Annotated in this window: 16 protein-coding genes; 8 read left to right on the forward strand and 8 right to left on the reverse strand. The window is 62.2% G+C overall.

All coding sequences use genetic code 11. The annotated features are described in order from the left end of the window. Window positions 1-187 precede the first annotated feature (187 nt). The 7 genes from CR492_RS15535 (at window position 188) to CR492_RS20565 (ending at window position 5438) form a co-directional block, all read left to right on the forward strand. A complete protein-coding gene (locus CR492_RS15535; RefSeq protein WP_102844643.1) occupies window positions 188-1123 on the forward strand; it encodes a ketopantoate reductase family protein in 936 nt (311 codons plus the stop codon). A gap of 25 nt (window positions 1124-1148) precedes the next feature. Continuing rightward, window positions 1149-1529, forward strand: a complete 381-nt coding sequence (locus CR492_RS15540) for a DUF805 domain-containing protein (protein ID WP_102844644.1) — start codon at window positions 1149-1151, stop codon at window positions 1527-1529. Between the two features lie 54 nt (window positions 1530-1583). Continuing rightward, window positions 1584-2471: an NAD(P)-dependent oxidoreductase gene (locus CR492_RS15545; RefSeq protein WP_102844645.1), complete on the forward strand. Its 888-nt coding sequence runs from the start codon at window positions 1584-1586 to the stop codon at window positions 2469-2471. A 117-nt stretch (window positions 2472-2588) separates the two neighbouring features. Continuing rightward, window positions 2589-2942 (forward strand): DUF1428 domain-containing protein, encoded by a 354-nt coding sequence (locus CR492_RS15550; RefSeq protein ID WP_102844646.1) that lies wholly within the window; start codon window positions 2589-2591, stop codon window positions 2940-2942. Window positions 2943-3296: 354 nt separating this feature from the next. Beyond that, window positions 3297-3698 carry a GrrA/OscA1 family cyclophane-containing rSAM-modified RiPP gene (gene grrA, locus CR492_RS15555; protein ID WP_102844674.1) on the forward strand — a complete coding sequence of 134 codons (402 nt, stop codon included), beginning with the start codon at window positions 3297-3299 and terminating at the stop codon, window positions 3696-3698. A 26-nt stretch (window positions 3699-3724) separates the two neighbouring features. After that, entirely contained in the window at window positions 3725-4927 is a 1203-nt protein-coding gene (gene grrM, locus CR492_RS15560; RefSeq protein ID WP_102844647.1) for a cyclophane-forming radical SAM/SPASM peptide maturase GrrM/OscB, read from the forward strand. A gap of 202 nt (window positions 4928-5129) precedes the next feature. Next, on the forward strand, window positions 5130-5438 hold the full coding sequence (locus tag CR492_RS20565; protein ID WP_146030298.1) for a hypothetical protein: 309 nt from the start codon (window positions 5130-5132) through the stop codon (window positions 5436-5438). 122 nt (window positions 5439-5560) lie between these two features. Here CR492_RS20565 and CR492_RS15570 read toward each other — a convergent pair whose 3' ends face one another. Next, complete coding sequence (locus CR492_RS15570) at window positions 5561-7246, reverse strand: sensor domain-containing protein (protein ID WP_245412110.1); 1686 nt, start codon at window positions 7244-7246, stop codon at window positions 5561-5563. A 499-nt stretch (window positions 7247-7745) separates the two neighbouring features. Between CR492_RS15570 and bfr the strand changes: the two genes are divergently transcribed. After that, complete coding sequence (gene bfr, locus CR492_RS15575) at window positions 7746-8231, forward strand: bacterioferritin (RefSeq protein WP_102844649.1); 486 nt, start codon at window positions 7746-7748, stop codon at window positions 8229-8231. A 230-nt stretch (window positions 8232-8461) separates the two neighbouring features. On the opposite strand, the gene CR492_RS15580 is transcribed toward bfr, so the two are convergent. The 7 genes from CR492_RS15580 to rsmG all read right to left on the reverse strand — a co-directional run bounded on the left by CR492_RS15580 (window position 8462) and on the right by rsmG (window position 15529). Then, window positions 8462-9796, reverse strand: a complete 1335-nt coding sequence (locus tag CR492_RS15580; protein WP_102844650.1) for a hypothetical protein — start codon at window positions 9794-9796, stop codon at window positions 8462-8464. Beyond that, window positions 9796-11862 (reverse strand): chemotaxis protein CheA, encoded by a 2067-nt coding sequence (locus CR492_RS15585; protein ID WP_102844651.1) that lies wholly within the window; start codon window positions 11860-11862, stop codon window positions 9796-9798. Before CR492_RS15585 ends, CR492_RS15580 begins: the two co-directional genes overlap by 1 nt. Then, window positions 11859-12224, reverse strand: a complete 366-nt coding sequence (locus CR492_RS15590; RefSeq protein WP_102844652.1) for a response regulator — start codon at window positions 12222-12224, stop codon at window positions 11859-11861. The genes CR492_RS15585 and CR492_RS15590 overlap by 4 nt, the downstream gene beginning before the upstream one ends. A 12-nt stretch (window positions 12225-12236) precedes the next feature. Then, window positions 12237-12524, reverse strand: coding sequence for an STAS domain-containing protein (locus CR492_RS15595; protein ID WP_102844653.1), 288 nt, complete (start codon window positions 12522-12524; stop codon window positions 12237-12239). A gap of 518 nt (window positions 12525-13042) precedes the next feature. Then, window positions 13043-13927, reverse strand: a complete 885-nt coding sequence (locus tag CR492_RS15605; protein WP_102844655.1) for a ParB/RepB/Spo0J family partition protein — start codon at window positions 13925-13927, stop codon at window positions 13043-13045. Between the two features lie 100 nt (window positions 13928-14027). Next, complete coding sequence (locus CR492_RS15610) at window positions 14028-14831, reverse strand: ParA family protein (RefSeq protein ID WP_102844656.1); 804 nt, start codon at window positions 14829-14831, stop codon at window positions 14028-14030. Between the two features lie 101 nt (window positions 14832-14932). Then, window positions 14933-15529 (reverse strand): 16S rRNA (guanine(527)-N(7))-methyltransferase RsmG, encoded by a 597-nt coding sequence (gene rsmG, locus CR492_RS15615; RefSeq protein WP_245412111.1) that lies wholly within the window; start codon window positions 15527-15529, stop codon window positions 14933-14935. Between the last annotated feature and the right edge of the window lie 31 nt (window positions 15530-15560).

Consider the following 15560-nt stretch of genomic DNA (forward strand, 5'->3'; position numbering starts at 1 on the left):
GCCGATAAAATAGTCACCTTGGCGGCAATGCAGTCACGCTTGCCCGAAAATCAGGGGATTTTAGCCCTCCGGCCGGACGAACAACCGGGCGTGATTGTTCGCGTCGCGCTGGCGTTCTAGAGTTCGCCGCTCGCCGATCGAGAGCCATGATGAATGGCGCAGGCGGCAGTATTGGAAAGGACGGGAAATGCGCATACTCGTGGTTGGAGCGGGAGCCATTGGCGGCTATTTCGGCGCGCGTCTCTTGAAGGCAGGCCGTGACGTGACCTTCCTGACCCGGCCGAGACGCACGGGGCAGCTGGCGACGACCGGCCTCATCGTCAAAAGCGCGTTCGGCGATATCGATTGGCCCGCCCCGCCAACCATTTCCGCCGAACGGCTGAGCGAAAATTTCGACCTCATTATCCTGTCCTGCAAGGCCTATGATCTCGACGCAGCGATCGAATCCTTCGCGCCCGCTGTCGGGCCGAACAGCTTGATTCTGCCGCTGTTGAACGGCATGCGCCACCTTGATGCGCTCGACGGGAGGTTTGGCGCCGAGCAAGTGCTTGGCGGCCTCTGCTCCATCTCCACGACGCTCGATGATGAGGGCCGGATCCATCATTTCGGCAATTTCCACAATCTGGCTTACGGCGCGCGAAGCGTCGGGCAGGCGGAGCGCATCGCCCCCGTTGCCGCGGCGCTCTCGAACGCCGGCTTCGACGAGCGCCGCAGCGACAAAATCGCGCTGGAAATGTGGGAGAAGTGGACGTTCATCGCCGCCGCTGCGAGCATAACCTGCCTCATGCGCGCCGCCGCCGGCGACATTGCCGCCGCGGGCGCTTCAGACCTTGCCATCGCCATCCTCGATGAATGCGCGGGGATCGCCGCCGACAATGGCTATGCGCCACGGGAGCCGTCGATCATCCGCGGCCGCACCATGCTGACCGCGCCGGGATCGGAATTCGTCGCCTCCATGCTTCGCGACATCGAGCGCGGGGCGCCGATCGAGGCCGACCACATCGTCGGCGATCTTGTGGGGCGGAGCAAAGCCGAACCCGACCCGTTTTCGCTGCTCCGCATCGCCTATGCGCATCTGAAAGCCTATGAGGCGCGGCGCGCGCGTGAATTTCCGAAGACCTAGTTTCAGGCGCGGGAGACAGACAACCATGACCGAATTCTGGAATTATTATCTGGGCGCCCTGCGCAAATATGCGGTTTTCACAGGGCGCGCCTCGCGTGCGGAGTTTTGGGGGTTTGTCCTCATCTATGTCCTGATCTGCATCGCGGCGCTGCTCGTCGATCGCCTGTTTGGGATGAGCGGCGGGGGATCCGGCCTCTTCCTCAGCATCGCCGAGATCGGGCAGCTGCTGCCATTGACCGCCGTTTCGGTGCGGCGGCTGCACGATACCGATCGCACCGGCTGGTGGCAGCTCTTGATGCTCAGCGGCATCGGGCTGGTGCTTCTCATCTTCTTCTATTCGGAGCGCGGCGCCCTTGCACCCAACCGCTTCGGCCTTCCGCCGGCAGGAGCGCCGTCCATCCTTTAAAGCTGGTGCGCCGAGAAGATCACGAACCCTGCGACAGTGTCTAAGGAGCATTCCATGCATATTGCGTTTCTCGGGCTCGGCAACATGGGCAGCGCCATGGTCCGCAATCTTGTGAAAAACGGACATAAAGTCGTCGCCTGGAACCGCAGCCTTGAGCCGACGAAGCCGATCAATGCGCTCGGCGTCGCCATCGAGCGCACGCCCGCCGAGGCCTGCAAGAACGCCGAGATCGCCATCACCATGCTCGCCGACGACGGTGCCGCCGAAGCCGTGACGCTTGGCAAGGACGGGCTGATCGAGGGTCTGGCGGAAGGCGCCGTCCATGTCTCGATGAGCACCATCTCCGTGGCGCTGTCGGAAAAATTTACCGAGGCGCATGCGGCGCGCGGGCAGCTTTATGCGGCCGCGCCGGTGTTCGGCCGGCCCGAGGCCGCGGAAGCGCAAAAGCTTACCGTCGCCGCGGCGGGCAAGCGGCAGACGATCGCGAAAATCCGGCCGGCGCTCGAATCGATCGGCCAGAAAATCTTCGTGATGGGGGAGGAGCCGTCACAGGCCAATCTCGTCAAACTCACGGGCAATTTTCTGATTACCTGTGTCATAGAAAGCCTCGCCGAAGCCTTTGCGCTAACCGCCAAGGGCGGAATTGAAACGCAGAAGGTTTTCGAGCTGTTGACCGAATCGCTCTTTTCCGCGCCGGTCTACAAGACCTATGGCGGGTTGATTCTAGAAGGCAAGTTTTCGCCGCCCGGCTTTAAAATGCCGCTCGGCCAGAAGGACAACCGACTGTTGCAGCAGGCGGCGGAAAAGCTCGAAGTGCCGCTGCCCTTCGCCGCCATTATCCGCGATCGCTTTCTCGCCGCCAGAGCCAATGGCGACAGCGAACTCGACTGGTCTGCGATCGCCAAACGCGCCGCGGAGGACGCGGGGTTCGAGGTGAAGTGAGGAGGGGCCGTTGAGGGCGCGCGGGAGCCAAGGAGCACCACGATGCACAACTTCGGCCCCTGTCGGATCCGGCGACGCCCGATCGTCCTTCGGACTTTGCCAGCAAAGGAGCGTCCAATGCCCTATGTCGATGGTTTCGTTCTCGCCGTGCCGAAAGAGAAAATCGAAGACTATAAGAAGGCGGCTCAGACCGCCGGCGCGCTCTGGAAGGAATATGGCGCCCTCGCCTTCATCGAATGCGTCGCTGACGACGTGCCCTATGGCGAACTCACCTCCTTTCCGCGCGCTGTGCAGGCCAAGGAGGATGAAACGGTCGTGTTTTCCTGGATCTTGTATGAGTCCCGCGATCAGCGTGACGCAATCAACGCCAAGGTGATGGCCGACCCGCGGCTGAAAGAAACCATGGTCAATCCGCCCTTTGACGCCAAGCGCATGATTTATGGCGGATTCCAAACGCTGTTGGAGATTTAGCGGGGCGGGGGCCTCAGGCGATCCGTCCCGGAATAGGCGCTCCGCTTACACCCGCCGCTCGCCGTTCAAGTTGAGCGGGGCGCGTTTGCGTTCGGCTGCGAGTCGTCGGCAGAGCGAAATATCTCGCTCACTGACGCTGGACGACGATGGCCCATACGGGTGTCGACATGCGGGCTTCTTATTGGAATGGTACGCGGGGGAAGCGGTTCGCGGGGAACACGCGGAAGCTGCTTTGCCGGCGTCGCTCGCGGAAAAATCCGCCCCCGTAAAATCTTCCGGCCAAAGCCTTTTATGATTTGACATCAGAAGCCGCAGGTTGATTATCTTACATTAAAATATGAGGGGGGCTTGCTTGTGCGCAACCGGACTCTAGACGCTCTAACGGTACTCCTGCCTGCCGGCGCTCTCGGCGTCTCTGTGGCGCTGGCCGCGGTTCGCGCCGAGGCGCTTCCCGTTTCAGGCCAGTCCGCCGCCGCCGGCGCTGTCGGCTCCGACGAAGGCATCGCGGCGCGGCTCAAAGCGATTCGCAATGGCGTTTCGCAAATCATCGGCGATCAGCCGGACCAGCAGCAAAATATGGTCGAAGGCTACCCGAACGTTCTCAAGGCGTGGTGGGGCAACGGCTGGCGACGCGGATGGCGCAACGGCGGCTGGCATCCCTGGCGCAACGGCGGCTGGGGCTGGCGCAACGGCGGCTGGGCGCCCTGGCGCAATGGCTGGCGTAACGGCGGCTGGAGGAATTGGCGCAACTGGTAACCCCACGCCGGGGCCTGGAGAGCGCCATGCTGAATCCGCTGCCAACTGGCCGGCCTGCGCCGATGATCGAAACGGTGGTGGTGCAGCCGACCCCGTTCTGCAACATCAACTGCCGCTATTGCTATTTGCCGGACCGCAATCAGAAGGCGCAGATGGAGCTGAGCGTGATCACCACGCTCTTTTCCAAGATCTTCGCCTCGGGCTGGGCTGCGGACCAACTGACCGTCATTTGGCACGCCGGCGAGCCGCTCGTGCTGCCGGTTTCCTATTATGAGACCGCCTTCCAGGCGATCGAGGCGCTGCGCCCGCCCGAGATCGTCGTTCGCCATGCGATCCAGACCAATGGCATGCTGCTCACGCCGGATTGGTGCGCGCTGTTCAAGCAATGGGACGTCGGAGTCGGCGTCAGCATCGACGGCCCGCAGGCATTGCACGACGCCAATCGCGTGACGCGCTCCGGACGCGGCACCTTCGCGCAAACCATCGCCGGCCTGCGGCTGCTGCGGCGGGAGAATGTGCAGTTCCATGTCATCTCCGTGCTGTCGGCGGAGAGCTTGCAGTCGCCTGAAGCGATGCTTGATTTCTATCTTGCCGAAGGCGTCGAGGACATTTGCTTCAATGTGGAGGAATCGGAAGGCGATCACGTCTCCGGCCTCTTCGCCGCCGCCGACACGCCGCGCCGCTTCCGTGAATTCCTCAGCCGCTTCTGGACGCTCGCGCGCCAAAGCGGGCGGGTGCGATTCATCCGCGAGATCGACGACATGCTGGAGCGGATATTCCGGCCCGAGAGCTGCGGCATGGGCAATGCGCAGGTCGAGCCCTTCAGCATGCTGAATGTCGGCTGTGACGGGTCGACGTCGAGCTTTTCGCCGGAGCTGCTCGGCCTCAAGAACGCGGCCTATAATGACTTCATCGTCGGCAATATTTTGACGGACTCGCTTGAGGCCATGCTGGCCGGCGAAGCGATGACGGCGATGACGCGCGACATCGCGGCGGGCGTTGAGATCTGCCGCCGATCCTGCGAATATTTTTCGGTCTGCGGTGGCGGCGCGCCCGTCAACAAACTTTCAGAAAATGGCGGTTTTTCAAGCGGCGCCACGTCGTTTTGCAAATTGACCGAAATGATCCCCGCCGATCTCGCGCTGGCGGCCTTCGACCAGCTCGAGCGCACAATGGGCGAACAGGCGCCGCCCACGACCGACATCGCGGCATTGGCGGCGGCCAAGTGACGTGCGCCGTTTGCGGCTCCAGTGCTGAGTTTGCCGGAGCCCGTCCCCGGTGGAGAGCCGGGCTCTGTCTAGCTTTCAGTTAGCCGGCGTCCGAGCCCACAAGCTCCGGAAAACCTCAATTCGGACAAAGCCGAGCTCCGCATCACGAATTTCGTGATGCGTTTTCTCTCGAGACTGAGGCGCCAAGCCCTAGCGGGCGTTAATGCCTGCGCAGACGGTGCGTCGGATAGGCGAGGCGGAACTGGAGATCATTCCAAAAGTCGGCCTCGGCGATGTCGATCGTCCGCACCTCGGCCTTTTGGGGCTCCGCCTTCTCGGTATGAAGGTCAGCCCAAAGATCAAAGATAGGGGCCTCGACGACTGCTGTATTGTCTCCAGCCTGCGTGCGCGCAGCGCGGCGGCTGGCGAATTGCGAGAAGTTGATCAGTTCCATAACTTAGCCTTATCATCCGAAATCGGCGCCGATGAGCGGATTGCGCTTAAAAAATCGGCCAAATCCGCCGTCTCATGACGAATTTGGCGATAGAATACACGATTTCAAGCATTTTGTCGCCCCTCGCGACCAATGGCGCATATCCAGGCTCCAAATCTTCGCGCCTCGGCCATCCTCCGCGAGATCCAAAAGACGCACAGCTAATGCTTGCGCACGGGCGCGAAACGGGGATCGGCGGTCTCATTCGCCTTCAGCATGGCCGCGATCTTGCGGGCAGGCACCGGGGGGCTGAAGTAAAAGCCCCGCATTTCCGTGCAGCCTTCGGCGCGAAGCCAGGCGAGTTGCTCGCTCGTCTCAACGCCCTCCGCCGTCGTCGCGACCCCAAGGCTGGAGCCAAGGCCGGCGACCGCGCGCACGATCGCCATGGAGCCGCCGCCATTGCCGAGTTCGCTCACAAAGGAACGGTCGATTTTGATTTTGTCGAAAGGGAAGGCCCGCAAATAGCTGAGGCTCGAATAGCCGGTGCCAAAATCATCCGTCGAGACGCTGACTCCGAGACCGCGCAGCCGGTGCAGGGTCGCGAGATTGGCTTCGCTCTCCACCAGCAGGATGGATTCGGTAATCTCGAGCTCAAGCCTTGAGGCGGGCAGCCCGGAATGGGCGAGCGCGGTCAGCACCGAATGGATCAGATTGCCGCTCTTGAATTGCACCGACGACAGATTGACCGCGACCTTGAGGTGGTTCGGCCATTTTGCAGCCTCGGCGCAAGCCTGGCGCAGCGCCCATTCGCCGAGCGGCACGATCAGTCCCGTCTCTTCGGCAAGGCCAATGAAGGCGGCCGGCGGAACCATGCCGCGGATCGGATGACGCCAGCGCAGCAGCGCCTCGAAACCGGTGATGGCGCCCGTCTGCAAGGCGACAAGAGGTTGATAATAGAGATCAAACTCGCTGGCCGCGAGGGCATGGCGCAGGTCGACTTCAAGCCGCCGCCGCGCCTGCGCCCGCGCGTCCATCTCGGGCTCGAAGAAGCGGCAGGCGCGCCGCCCCTCCTCCTTGGCGCGGTATAACGCCATATCCGCGTTTTTGAGAAGCAGATCCGAATCGCGCCCGTCGCCCGGCGCCATCGCAACGCCTATGCTGGTTCCGATTTCGACAGAATGGCCCTGGATCACATAGGGCCGGCTCACCACATCCGCGGCCAAAGAGGCGAGTTTGCTGGCCTCATCGGGTCCGCTGAGGCCGCCGCACAGGAAAGCAAATTCGTCGCCGCCAAACCGCGCCAGCATATCGCCTGGGCGCAGGCAGGCGCGCAGCCGGTCCGCGACAGCGCGCAAAAGCGCGTCGCCGACCCTGTGGCCAAGCGTGTCGTTGATCGCCTTGAACTGGTCGAGATCGAGATAAAGGATGGCGAGTTCATCCTGCTCGCAATTGAGGCGCGCCAGGGCCTCGTCGAGCCTTATGCGGAAGAGCGCGCGATTGGGAAGATCGGTCAGCGCGTCATGATGCTCAAGATGGGCCAGCCGGGTCTCGGCGCGCTGCTTTTCGGTCACGTCTATGATGGTGACAAGATTTGCCTGACGATCGCGAAAGGTGATCGCGCGGGAGTGTACGATGACGTCGATCATGCTGCGGTCGGATCTGAGGTGACGGCCGATGCGCTGGTTCGACGCGCTTTCGCGATCGCGCTGTGCAAAGGCCCGCACATCTTCCCAATCCGCCTCCGGCGTAATGTCGAAAGCCGTCATGGCCAGCAACGCCGAAGCCGAAAATCCCCACAGCGCGGCGGCCGCGTCGTTGACGACGAGAAATCGTAGCGACTCCGGATCGCATAAGGCTGTCGGCATGGGGCTGCCGTGGAACAACAGCCGGAATGACTCTTGAAGCATGGGATCCTGATCGGGGGGAAGCGTGGCTGACGGGCGAAGAGCGGCGCGGCACATATGGCTAAGCACCTCGAATTCCTGCGCGCGCGGCGATGGTTGAATGAGAGCGCACTTTTGCAGCCGCGCACGAGCCGTCCCGGTCTTGGCGGGAACCGCGCTCGCGTCAGGCGGCGGGGCCTTTCCGATCGGGTCGGGATCGAGCGTAAGTTTCCTCGTCGGCGCCGGCATCAAATTGCTCCCTTGCGCATTCGTTCGACGAAACTTGTCAGATGAAAATTGCCTTCCACTGTCTGAGATCAATCGCATTTTAATACGATCCGAGCCCCAGAGTGTCGCAGGCGCCTCATATGGCGCGCCGAGGCGATATCGACTATGGCTTTATATATCGACAAATGCTTGCGCGAGGCTTGGCGCCCCTCTTATTTTAGAATACTTCTAGGAATAAGGTGGCCATCGCCGCCAGCCTCGCGCTCGACGCAGCTGAAATTTAGGGAGTCTTAATATGAAGGGTGACGAGAGAGTCATCGACTATTTAAATCGCAGCCTGCGCAGCGAACTGACGGCGATCAATCAATATTGGCTGCATTTCCGCATCCTGGACAATTGGGGCTTCAAGGATCTCGCCAAGCAATGGCGCGAGGAATCCATCGAAGAGATGCGCCACGCTGACAAGATCACCGCGCGCATTCTGTTCCTTGAGGGATTCCCGAACATGCAGGTTCTGGATCCGCTGCGCATCGGCCAGTCGGTCGAGGAGATCTTGTCCTGCGATCTCGCCGCCGAGCTCGGCGCCCGCGAACTCTACACCGAAGCGGCCGAATATTGCATCACCGTGCATGACCGCGTGACGAAGGAGCTTTACGACGCACTTCTGATCGACGAGGAACATCATATCGACTTCCTCGAGACGCAGCAGGAGTTGATTCGGCAGGTCGGCGTGCAGCTCTACAGCCAGAAACACATCGGTAAGCTGTCGGAAGATTTGTAGTCTTTATATACGCCGCGCCGCTGGAACGGCGCGGCCCTGCGGGGTGGCCGCCTTGGAGCAAAAGCCGATCCAACCGGAACGGACTTTTGCTTCAACCCATTGTTTCAACGCATCCGTGATTCCCTTTGGCCGGTTGCATCGCAACGGGCGTAAAGGCTGAAGCCTGAACATCGTCTGGCGGGGATGCGGCCTTCGTTATCCGATGCCCCGAAGGCGTTGCGGGCGACGGCTCACGCAGACCAGAGCAGATCTTCCATCGGCCCGTCGGGCGTTTGCCTGTCTGCCGGAGGCGCGTTGACGCTTGCGAGGACGGCGCGATGGATGTCGCGCTCAACGGCCATCGTATAGAATGCGCTCACGAGATCGCCAACCCTGCCGCAAACCCGCTCTTCCTGATCTTCCGTTGCAAATTCGCCCGGCGCTACCCCCGCGCCGATCGATTGGACAAGATCGCGGAGCGTTTCATTGACCAACTCCATCGCCAAAATATTGCTTTGCGCATTGCCCAAAACGGCGCCGAACTCTGCGGCGTCCTTCGTCAGTTCGGCGAGGCCGCCGCTGAGGCGAAGATTGCTCTGGCGCAGCTGATCAAGAACCGTGCGCAGCGTCGCGTCGATGGCGGCGATCTGGCCCCCGCCTTGGCTCTGCGTGCGATCGAGACCCTTCGTCGCCTGTTGCAGCAGAGCGACGACCGGCGCGAGCTGCTTGCCCTCATCCGATATATGCCGGGCGACATCCTTCAGTTCCTGCGCGATGACGATCAGCCCGCGCCCCTCTGCGCCGAGCCTCGCTGCTTTGAGACCGGAATTGACGCCAATGCGGGAAATGTCGCGGATGATCGCGTTCAACGCCTCGATGGTTTCGTCGAACTCGCTCATCATCACGCCAACAGCCCGGGCGACGCGATCGACCGGCGCGCGCGCCGCCTCGCACTTGCGCGTCAGCTCCGCCGCTTCGCAGAGAGTTCTCTGCAGCGACTCGAGGAAAGACGAGGCGCCGTCCGCGTCATCGCCGATCAGCCCTCGGCCGAGTTCGACCAACGCCTGAGTGTCCCGTCCAACACGGTTGAGCGCGGCGGAGATGGTCGCAAGATCGCGGCCCAGATCTTTCGCGGCGCCGCCAAGCTGGGCAGTCTCGAGACGGATCAGCAGATTGGCCGTTTGCGCATCGTCATCGTGTTCGCTCGACGCCGCCAACACGTGCGGGGCGAGCTCCAGGCCCGCGCCGACATGCTCGAGCCGCTGACGGGCGCTGTCGCCCCCTTGCAGCGAGACGATCGCGCGGCCGACGGCGAGCGATAATTCGCGCGCGCGCGTTGCGGCCTGCCCGGTAAAGCTGGCGCTGCGCGCGCATCGCCCCTGAAGCGCCGCGCAGACGCCGGTGAGCTCCTGCGCCGATCGCGTCAACTCGCCCCGATAGCCGCGTCCGAAATCACCCTGCGCTTTCGTTGCCGAGTCGCGCACCAGACTTGCCTCGATCGCGAAGATCTCGTCGCCGATTCCAAGCATCAGAACCTGCGCGGCCTCATGCCGTGCGGACTGGTTGTTGAGGGCGTTGTCTTGCATCAGGCGGCCTCGCTACGTAGAGACTCGATCCCGGCCTGGCCGGCGGAGATGATCTGCGCGACGTCAAGGATCAGCGCGGCGCGGCCGTCGCCGAGTATCGTCGCGCCCGAGAAAATGGAGACGTTGGAATGGAGCTTCGACAGCGATTTGATCACTGTCTGATGACTGCCGATGATCTGATCGACGACGAGGCCGACGCGCATTTCGCCGGTTGATATGATGATGACCTTTTGATGTAGATCTGGCGCGCTCTCTGATCTGAACATTTCGCGCAGACGAAGGAACGGAATGAGATCGCCGCGAATGCTGAGGAAGCTGCGCTCGCCGCCGCCGGACGCCCCGGAACCGGAGAGCTCTACGCATTCCTCGACCGCGGCCAGAGGAATGACATAGCGCTCGATCCCTACCCGCACGAGCAGGCCTTCGATGATGGCGAGCGTCAACGGCAGACGCAGCGTGATCTGTGTGCCCTTGCCGAAATTCGTCGCAATGTCGATCGAGCCGCGCATCGATTCGATCATGCGTTTGACCACATCCATGCCGACGCCGCGTCCCGACAGGGCGGAAAGGGCCTTCGCCGTCGAAAAGCCCGGGTGAAACAGGAACTGGTAGATCTCCTGTTCGCTCGCCGGAGCGCCGGGCGCGATGAGGCCCTGCTCCTCCGCCTTGGCGCGGATGCGCGCCACATCAAGACCGCCTCCGTCGTCGCAGACGCGGATCAGCATCTGCGCGCCGACATGCGAGGCGGATAATTCGATGGTTCCTTGCGCCGGTTTACCGGCGGCGGAGCGGCGCTCCGCGTCCTCCACCCCATGGTCGATGGCGTTGCGGATCAGATGGACGAGCGGATCGGCGAGGCGTTCGATCAGCGTCTTGTCGAGTTCCGTGTCCTCGCCTGAGGTAATGAATTCGACCGGCTTGCCGAGATCGCGCGACAGATCATGCACCAGCCGGCGGAAGCGACCGAACAGCGAACCCATCGGCACCATCCGCGCGCCCATGGTCGTATCGCGGAGCGCCGCCGCCAACCGCTCGATATCTTCAGAAACAGCCTTGATCGCAAGGTCGGACCCTGTCGCCGCGAGCTGGCTGAGACGCGCCTGCGCGATCACCAGTTCACCGACGCGGTCCATAAGCTGATCGAGGCGCGCGGCCGGAACCCGCACGGTGGTCGAGGCGCGATCATCAACGCGCCGGGCCGGCTCGCGTCTCGGATCGGCCTCGGAGCCGGGCAGGCTCTGCGCCGCTTCGACCGGCGTCGAAGCCGCCACGCCGGTTTGCTCGTCCATCGGCAAGTCAAGCGCTAACCCTTGCGCTGTCTCGCCTGGCTGTTGCATGAGCGGCGCGAGGGTCAGATCCATGCTGTCGCGAACGAAGACGAAAACATCCTCGATCGCCTCGCCGCCGCAATCGCTGACGAGCTCAACGCGCCATTGAATATAGAGCTGCTCCGGGTCGAGCGCGTCAATCTCCGGCAGACGGTCGACGCTGGGCGTTACGACGCATGCTCCGAGCCGGCGCAAATCATCGAGCAGATTGAGCGGATCGGTTCCGTTGCGCAGAATGTCAGGCTCGAAGGCGACGCCCATGCGCCAGCCGGCGGCGGCCGGGTCAGCGAGACCCGCCGCTTGGACCTTTGCCTCGCCGTCGCCGCGGCTGGCAGTCTGCGCCCCCGCGCCAACGCCGCAACCGGTGTCGATGACGCGCTTCAGATCGTCGATCACGGAGGCGCCGATGACGGCGTCGGTCGACTCCGGACTTTCGATCAGCGCCCGGATGTAATCCTTGGCGGCCAGCGCGACGGTGACAAGATCGTCGCTCGGCTCGGCTTTGCCTTTGCGCACGAGATCGAAGGCCGTCTCAAAATCATGGGTGAAGGCCGCGACCTGATCGAAGCCGAACATGGAGCCCGACCCCTTGATGGTGTGCAGGGCCCGGAAGGCGGCGTCGATGAGATCACGGTCCTGCGGTCTTTGACCAAGATCGAGAAGCGTCGTTTCGAGAGCGTCGAGAAGCTCCGCCGCCTCCTGGCGGAAAGCCTCGACCGGATCCAGACAGTCGGTCATTTGCGGACCAGCTTGTTGACGATGGAGAGAAGTTGGTCGGCGTTGAACGGCTTCGTCAGCCACCCTGTGGCCCCGGCCGCTTTCGCTTCCTGTTTCATGGCGGGATCTGACTCGGTTGTCAGAAACACGATCGGGACGCCGACGCAGGCAGCCGCGGCGCGCAGCGCCTTGATCATGGCGAGTCCGTTCATCCGCGGCATGTTGAGATCGGTGATGACGAGATCGATCTTTTGCGACTTTGCCCTGGCGAGACCCTCTTCGCCGTCGGCGGCTTCGACGATCGTGTGGCCGGCAGGACCGAGCGTCACCTTGATCATTGTGCGTATGCTGGCCGAATCATCGACCGTCAGAATGGTGGACATGGGCGCGCTTCCTCAGAAGATGTGGCCGGCGACGGCGTCGAAGCGAAATCCGCCCCGCGTCGCGAGCAAGCCAACGACGCCGGCAGGATCGACGATGCGGAAATCAAGACCGCGGTTGAAAAACGTTGTCTGGCTGGACAGAAGAAGCTGAAGTAGGCTGACATCAGCCCGTTCGACGCCGCGGCAATCAACAGTGACGGCGGCGCCTCTATCGAATGCGTCACGGAGATCGCGATGGAGCGCTCGGGCATTGGCGATGTTGCAATCGCCATCAAGGCAAAGCATGTGAATCGAAGACATGGCGGACGCCGCTTGTTAAAATAAGCGCTGATTTGGCGCTGCATCTTTGTAGCCGACGCGCCGCAACAACTTTCTAGACTAATGATTCAAATTGTCGGGGCTCATGCGGAATCGGCTGGAGTCGCCTTCGCAATCCGTTTGACGATGCCCCAGCCGCTAACCAGGCCGGGCTGGATTGCGGGGTTTGGCGGTGGTTATCCGGAGGGGGCGCCGAGCGGTGGAGCGGATCCGTTGCAGCTCACAAGCGGCGCGAGAGAGTTTTCCGTCGAGCAGGGCTTTGGAAGGATGAAAGCCGACTACCAAGCGCTACACGCCATTCCATACAATTTGACACACCCGTGCTCATCGGCAGGGGAAGGTCGCGATCCTGTGGCCGTGACCGACAGACAGGCGTTCTCCTGCAGCAGCCGGCAGGATCGATGCGGCAAGGAATTATAATATGATAGTTGTCATGTAGAGAGCTTTCCGATCACAGGGAAACAATGTGATCGACAAGAAATCGCTCCGTTGCGCGACGCTCATTGTGGGTCAAGGCGTCGCACGACGGCGTCAAGCTGCTCCAGCGTCAGATAGGCGATGCGTAGCTCGCCGCGTTCGCCGGCGCCCGCGATCGTCACCTTGAGGCCGAGCGCCGTCGTAAGCGCCAATTCAAGCGCGCGCGTGTTGGGATCCTTCTCGGCCTTGCGCGGGCCGCCGCGCCTTGCTGTATCGCCCTTTTCCTGCAGCAGGCGCTCGACGTCGCGGACGCTCAAGCCCTCGGCGACGATGCGCTCGGCGACCTGATCCGGCTCGTCGATCATCAACAGCGCGCGGGCGTGGCCGGCGGAGAGGCGCCCTTCAGCAAGGAGCGCGCGGGTGCGCTCCGGCAGCTTCATGAGCCGCATCGTATTGGCGACATGGCTGCGGCTTTTGCCGATGAGTCGCGCGATGTCTGCATGCGAATAACTGAATTCGGCGCCGAGCCGCTCATAGCCGGCCGCTTCCTCAAGCGCGTTGAGATCGCTGCGCTGGACGTTTTCGATAATCGCAAGTTCGAGCGCCTCGGCGTCGGTCGCCTCGACAACCACGATCGGCACTTCATGCAGACCCGCGCGCTGCGCCGCGCGCCAGCGCCTTTCGCCGGCGATGATTTCATAGGCGTCGACGAGATTTTTCGCCGGCCGCACCAGGATCGGCTGAATGACGCCCTTTTCCCGGATCGAGGCCGCTAGATCCTCAAGCTCGGCCTCATCGAAAATCCGCCGCGGATTGCGTGGATTCGGCCGCAAAAATTCGATCGGCGCCTTCTTCTGGCCGCGCGCGCGGGCCTCGCCCGCAGGCTCCGTCGCCTCGCCGATGAGAGCGGCAAGCCCGCGTCCAAGGCGGGGCCTCGCCTCTTCGGCCGCTTTCGCTTGTTTTATCATCGACGCTCTCCCCTTTTACCAATTTTTGAAGAAGGAGCCGCCAGCTCCAAAATACGAATTATAACAGACACTTATAGCAAGACGACGTTAGCGCCGAACCTTAAGCCGCGCGGAAGAGCCGTTCACGCTGGATCACTTCCGAAGCGAGCTTCAGATAGGCTTGGCTCCCGGCGCATTTCAGATCGTAAAGCAGCACGGGCTTGCCATGCGACGGCGCCTCCGAGATACGGACATTGCGCGGAATGACGGTGTCATAAACCTTGTCGCCCATGAAGCTGCGCACATCCGCCACCACCTGTGCGGCGAGACTGTTGCGTGAATCAAACATCGTCAAAACGATGCCATGGATGGTCAAGGCGGGGTTGAGCGTGGAGCGCACCTGGTCAACTGTGGCGAGCAGTTGCGACAGCCCCTCGAGCGCGAAGAATTCGCATTGAAGCGGCACGACGACGCTATCGGCGGCCGTCATCGCATTCATTGTGAGCAGATTCAGCGAGGGTGGGCAATCGACCAGCGCATAGGTGAAGCGCTCGGACGAAGGCTCGCTCTGTTGATCCTCGACGAAGCGCGCAATGGCGTTTTTGAGACGAAGGGCGCGATCCTTGCGGCCGGCGATCTCAAGCTCGACGCCAAGGAGGTCAAGCGTTGAGGGCGCGATGGAGAGACCCGGCACTGCGGTGGGCTGCAACACTTTTTTCAGCGATTCAGCACCCATCATGACGTCATAGGTTGAGACGCGACGGCTGCGGCGCTCGACGCCAAGACCGGTCGAGGCATTGCCCTGCGGATCGAGATCGATGAGGAGAACTTTTTCGCCGATCGCCGCAAGCGCGGTGCCAAGATTAATCGCCGTGGTGGTCTTGCCCACGCCGCCCTTTTGATTGGCGAGAACGAGAACGCGCATTTTGTGCGGTGAAGGAGCCACGGAAACTCCCGCGAAAGAGCAAACAGCCGCGACGCGACCGATTTTTGAGAATGAGCGGCAGATGGGCTTTCAGGCCGCGATCACTCGACGCGGCGTCGCACCAGGATCAGCCGCGCCGAATCAGAGGTCTCGCTCGCCACGCTGGCTATTTGATAATTAGCTGCGGCGCTTATGCCCGTCAATTCCGCCTCGATCTGTTCTCCCTTGGAAAACACGCCGACCGCCCCCTTTTCCAGGAATTTTTCGGCGTAACGCAGCAATTCGGGAAGCGGCGCCAAAGCGCGGGCGCTTACGGCGTCAAAGGGCGCGTCGAGCTTCGGCGCTATGTTCTCGATCCGTCCGCAATGGACGATGGCTCCGGCGCCTGTTTCACGTGAAACAGTGCGCAGGAAAGCGCATTTGCGCTGGTCGGACTCGATCAGGTGCGTCTCCGCATTGGGGTCGTCGGCATAGCGAATCGCCGTGACAAGACCGGGGAAACCTCCACCCGAACCCAAGTCCACCCAACGCCTCGCCTGCGGCGCCGCCGACGACACTTGCAGCGAATCGACAAAATGTCGGATCCAGATGTCATCAAGGGTCGATCTCGCAATGAGATTGATTGAACTCTGCCACTTGCGCAGCAGATCCTCGTAAAGCGCCAGCCGGCGCAACATAACATCAGGGAGCTCAGCCAAGCGCGGATGCAATCCTCGCAAACGAGAGATA

The sequence above is a fragment of the Methylocella silvestris genome (assembly GCF_002891535.1).
Taxonomy (GTDB): Bacteria; Pseudomonadota; Alphaproteobacteria; order Rhizobiales; family Beijerinckiaceae; genus Methylocapsa; species Methylocapsa silvestris_A.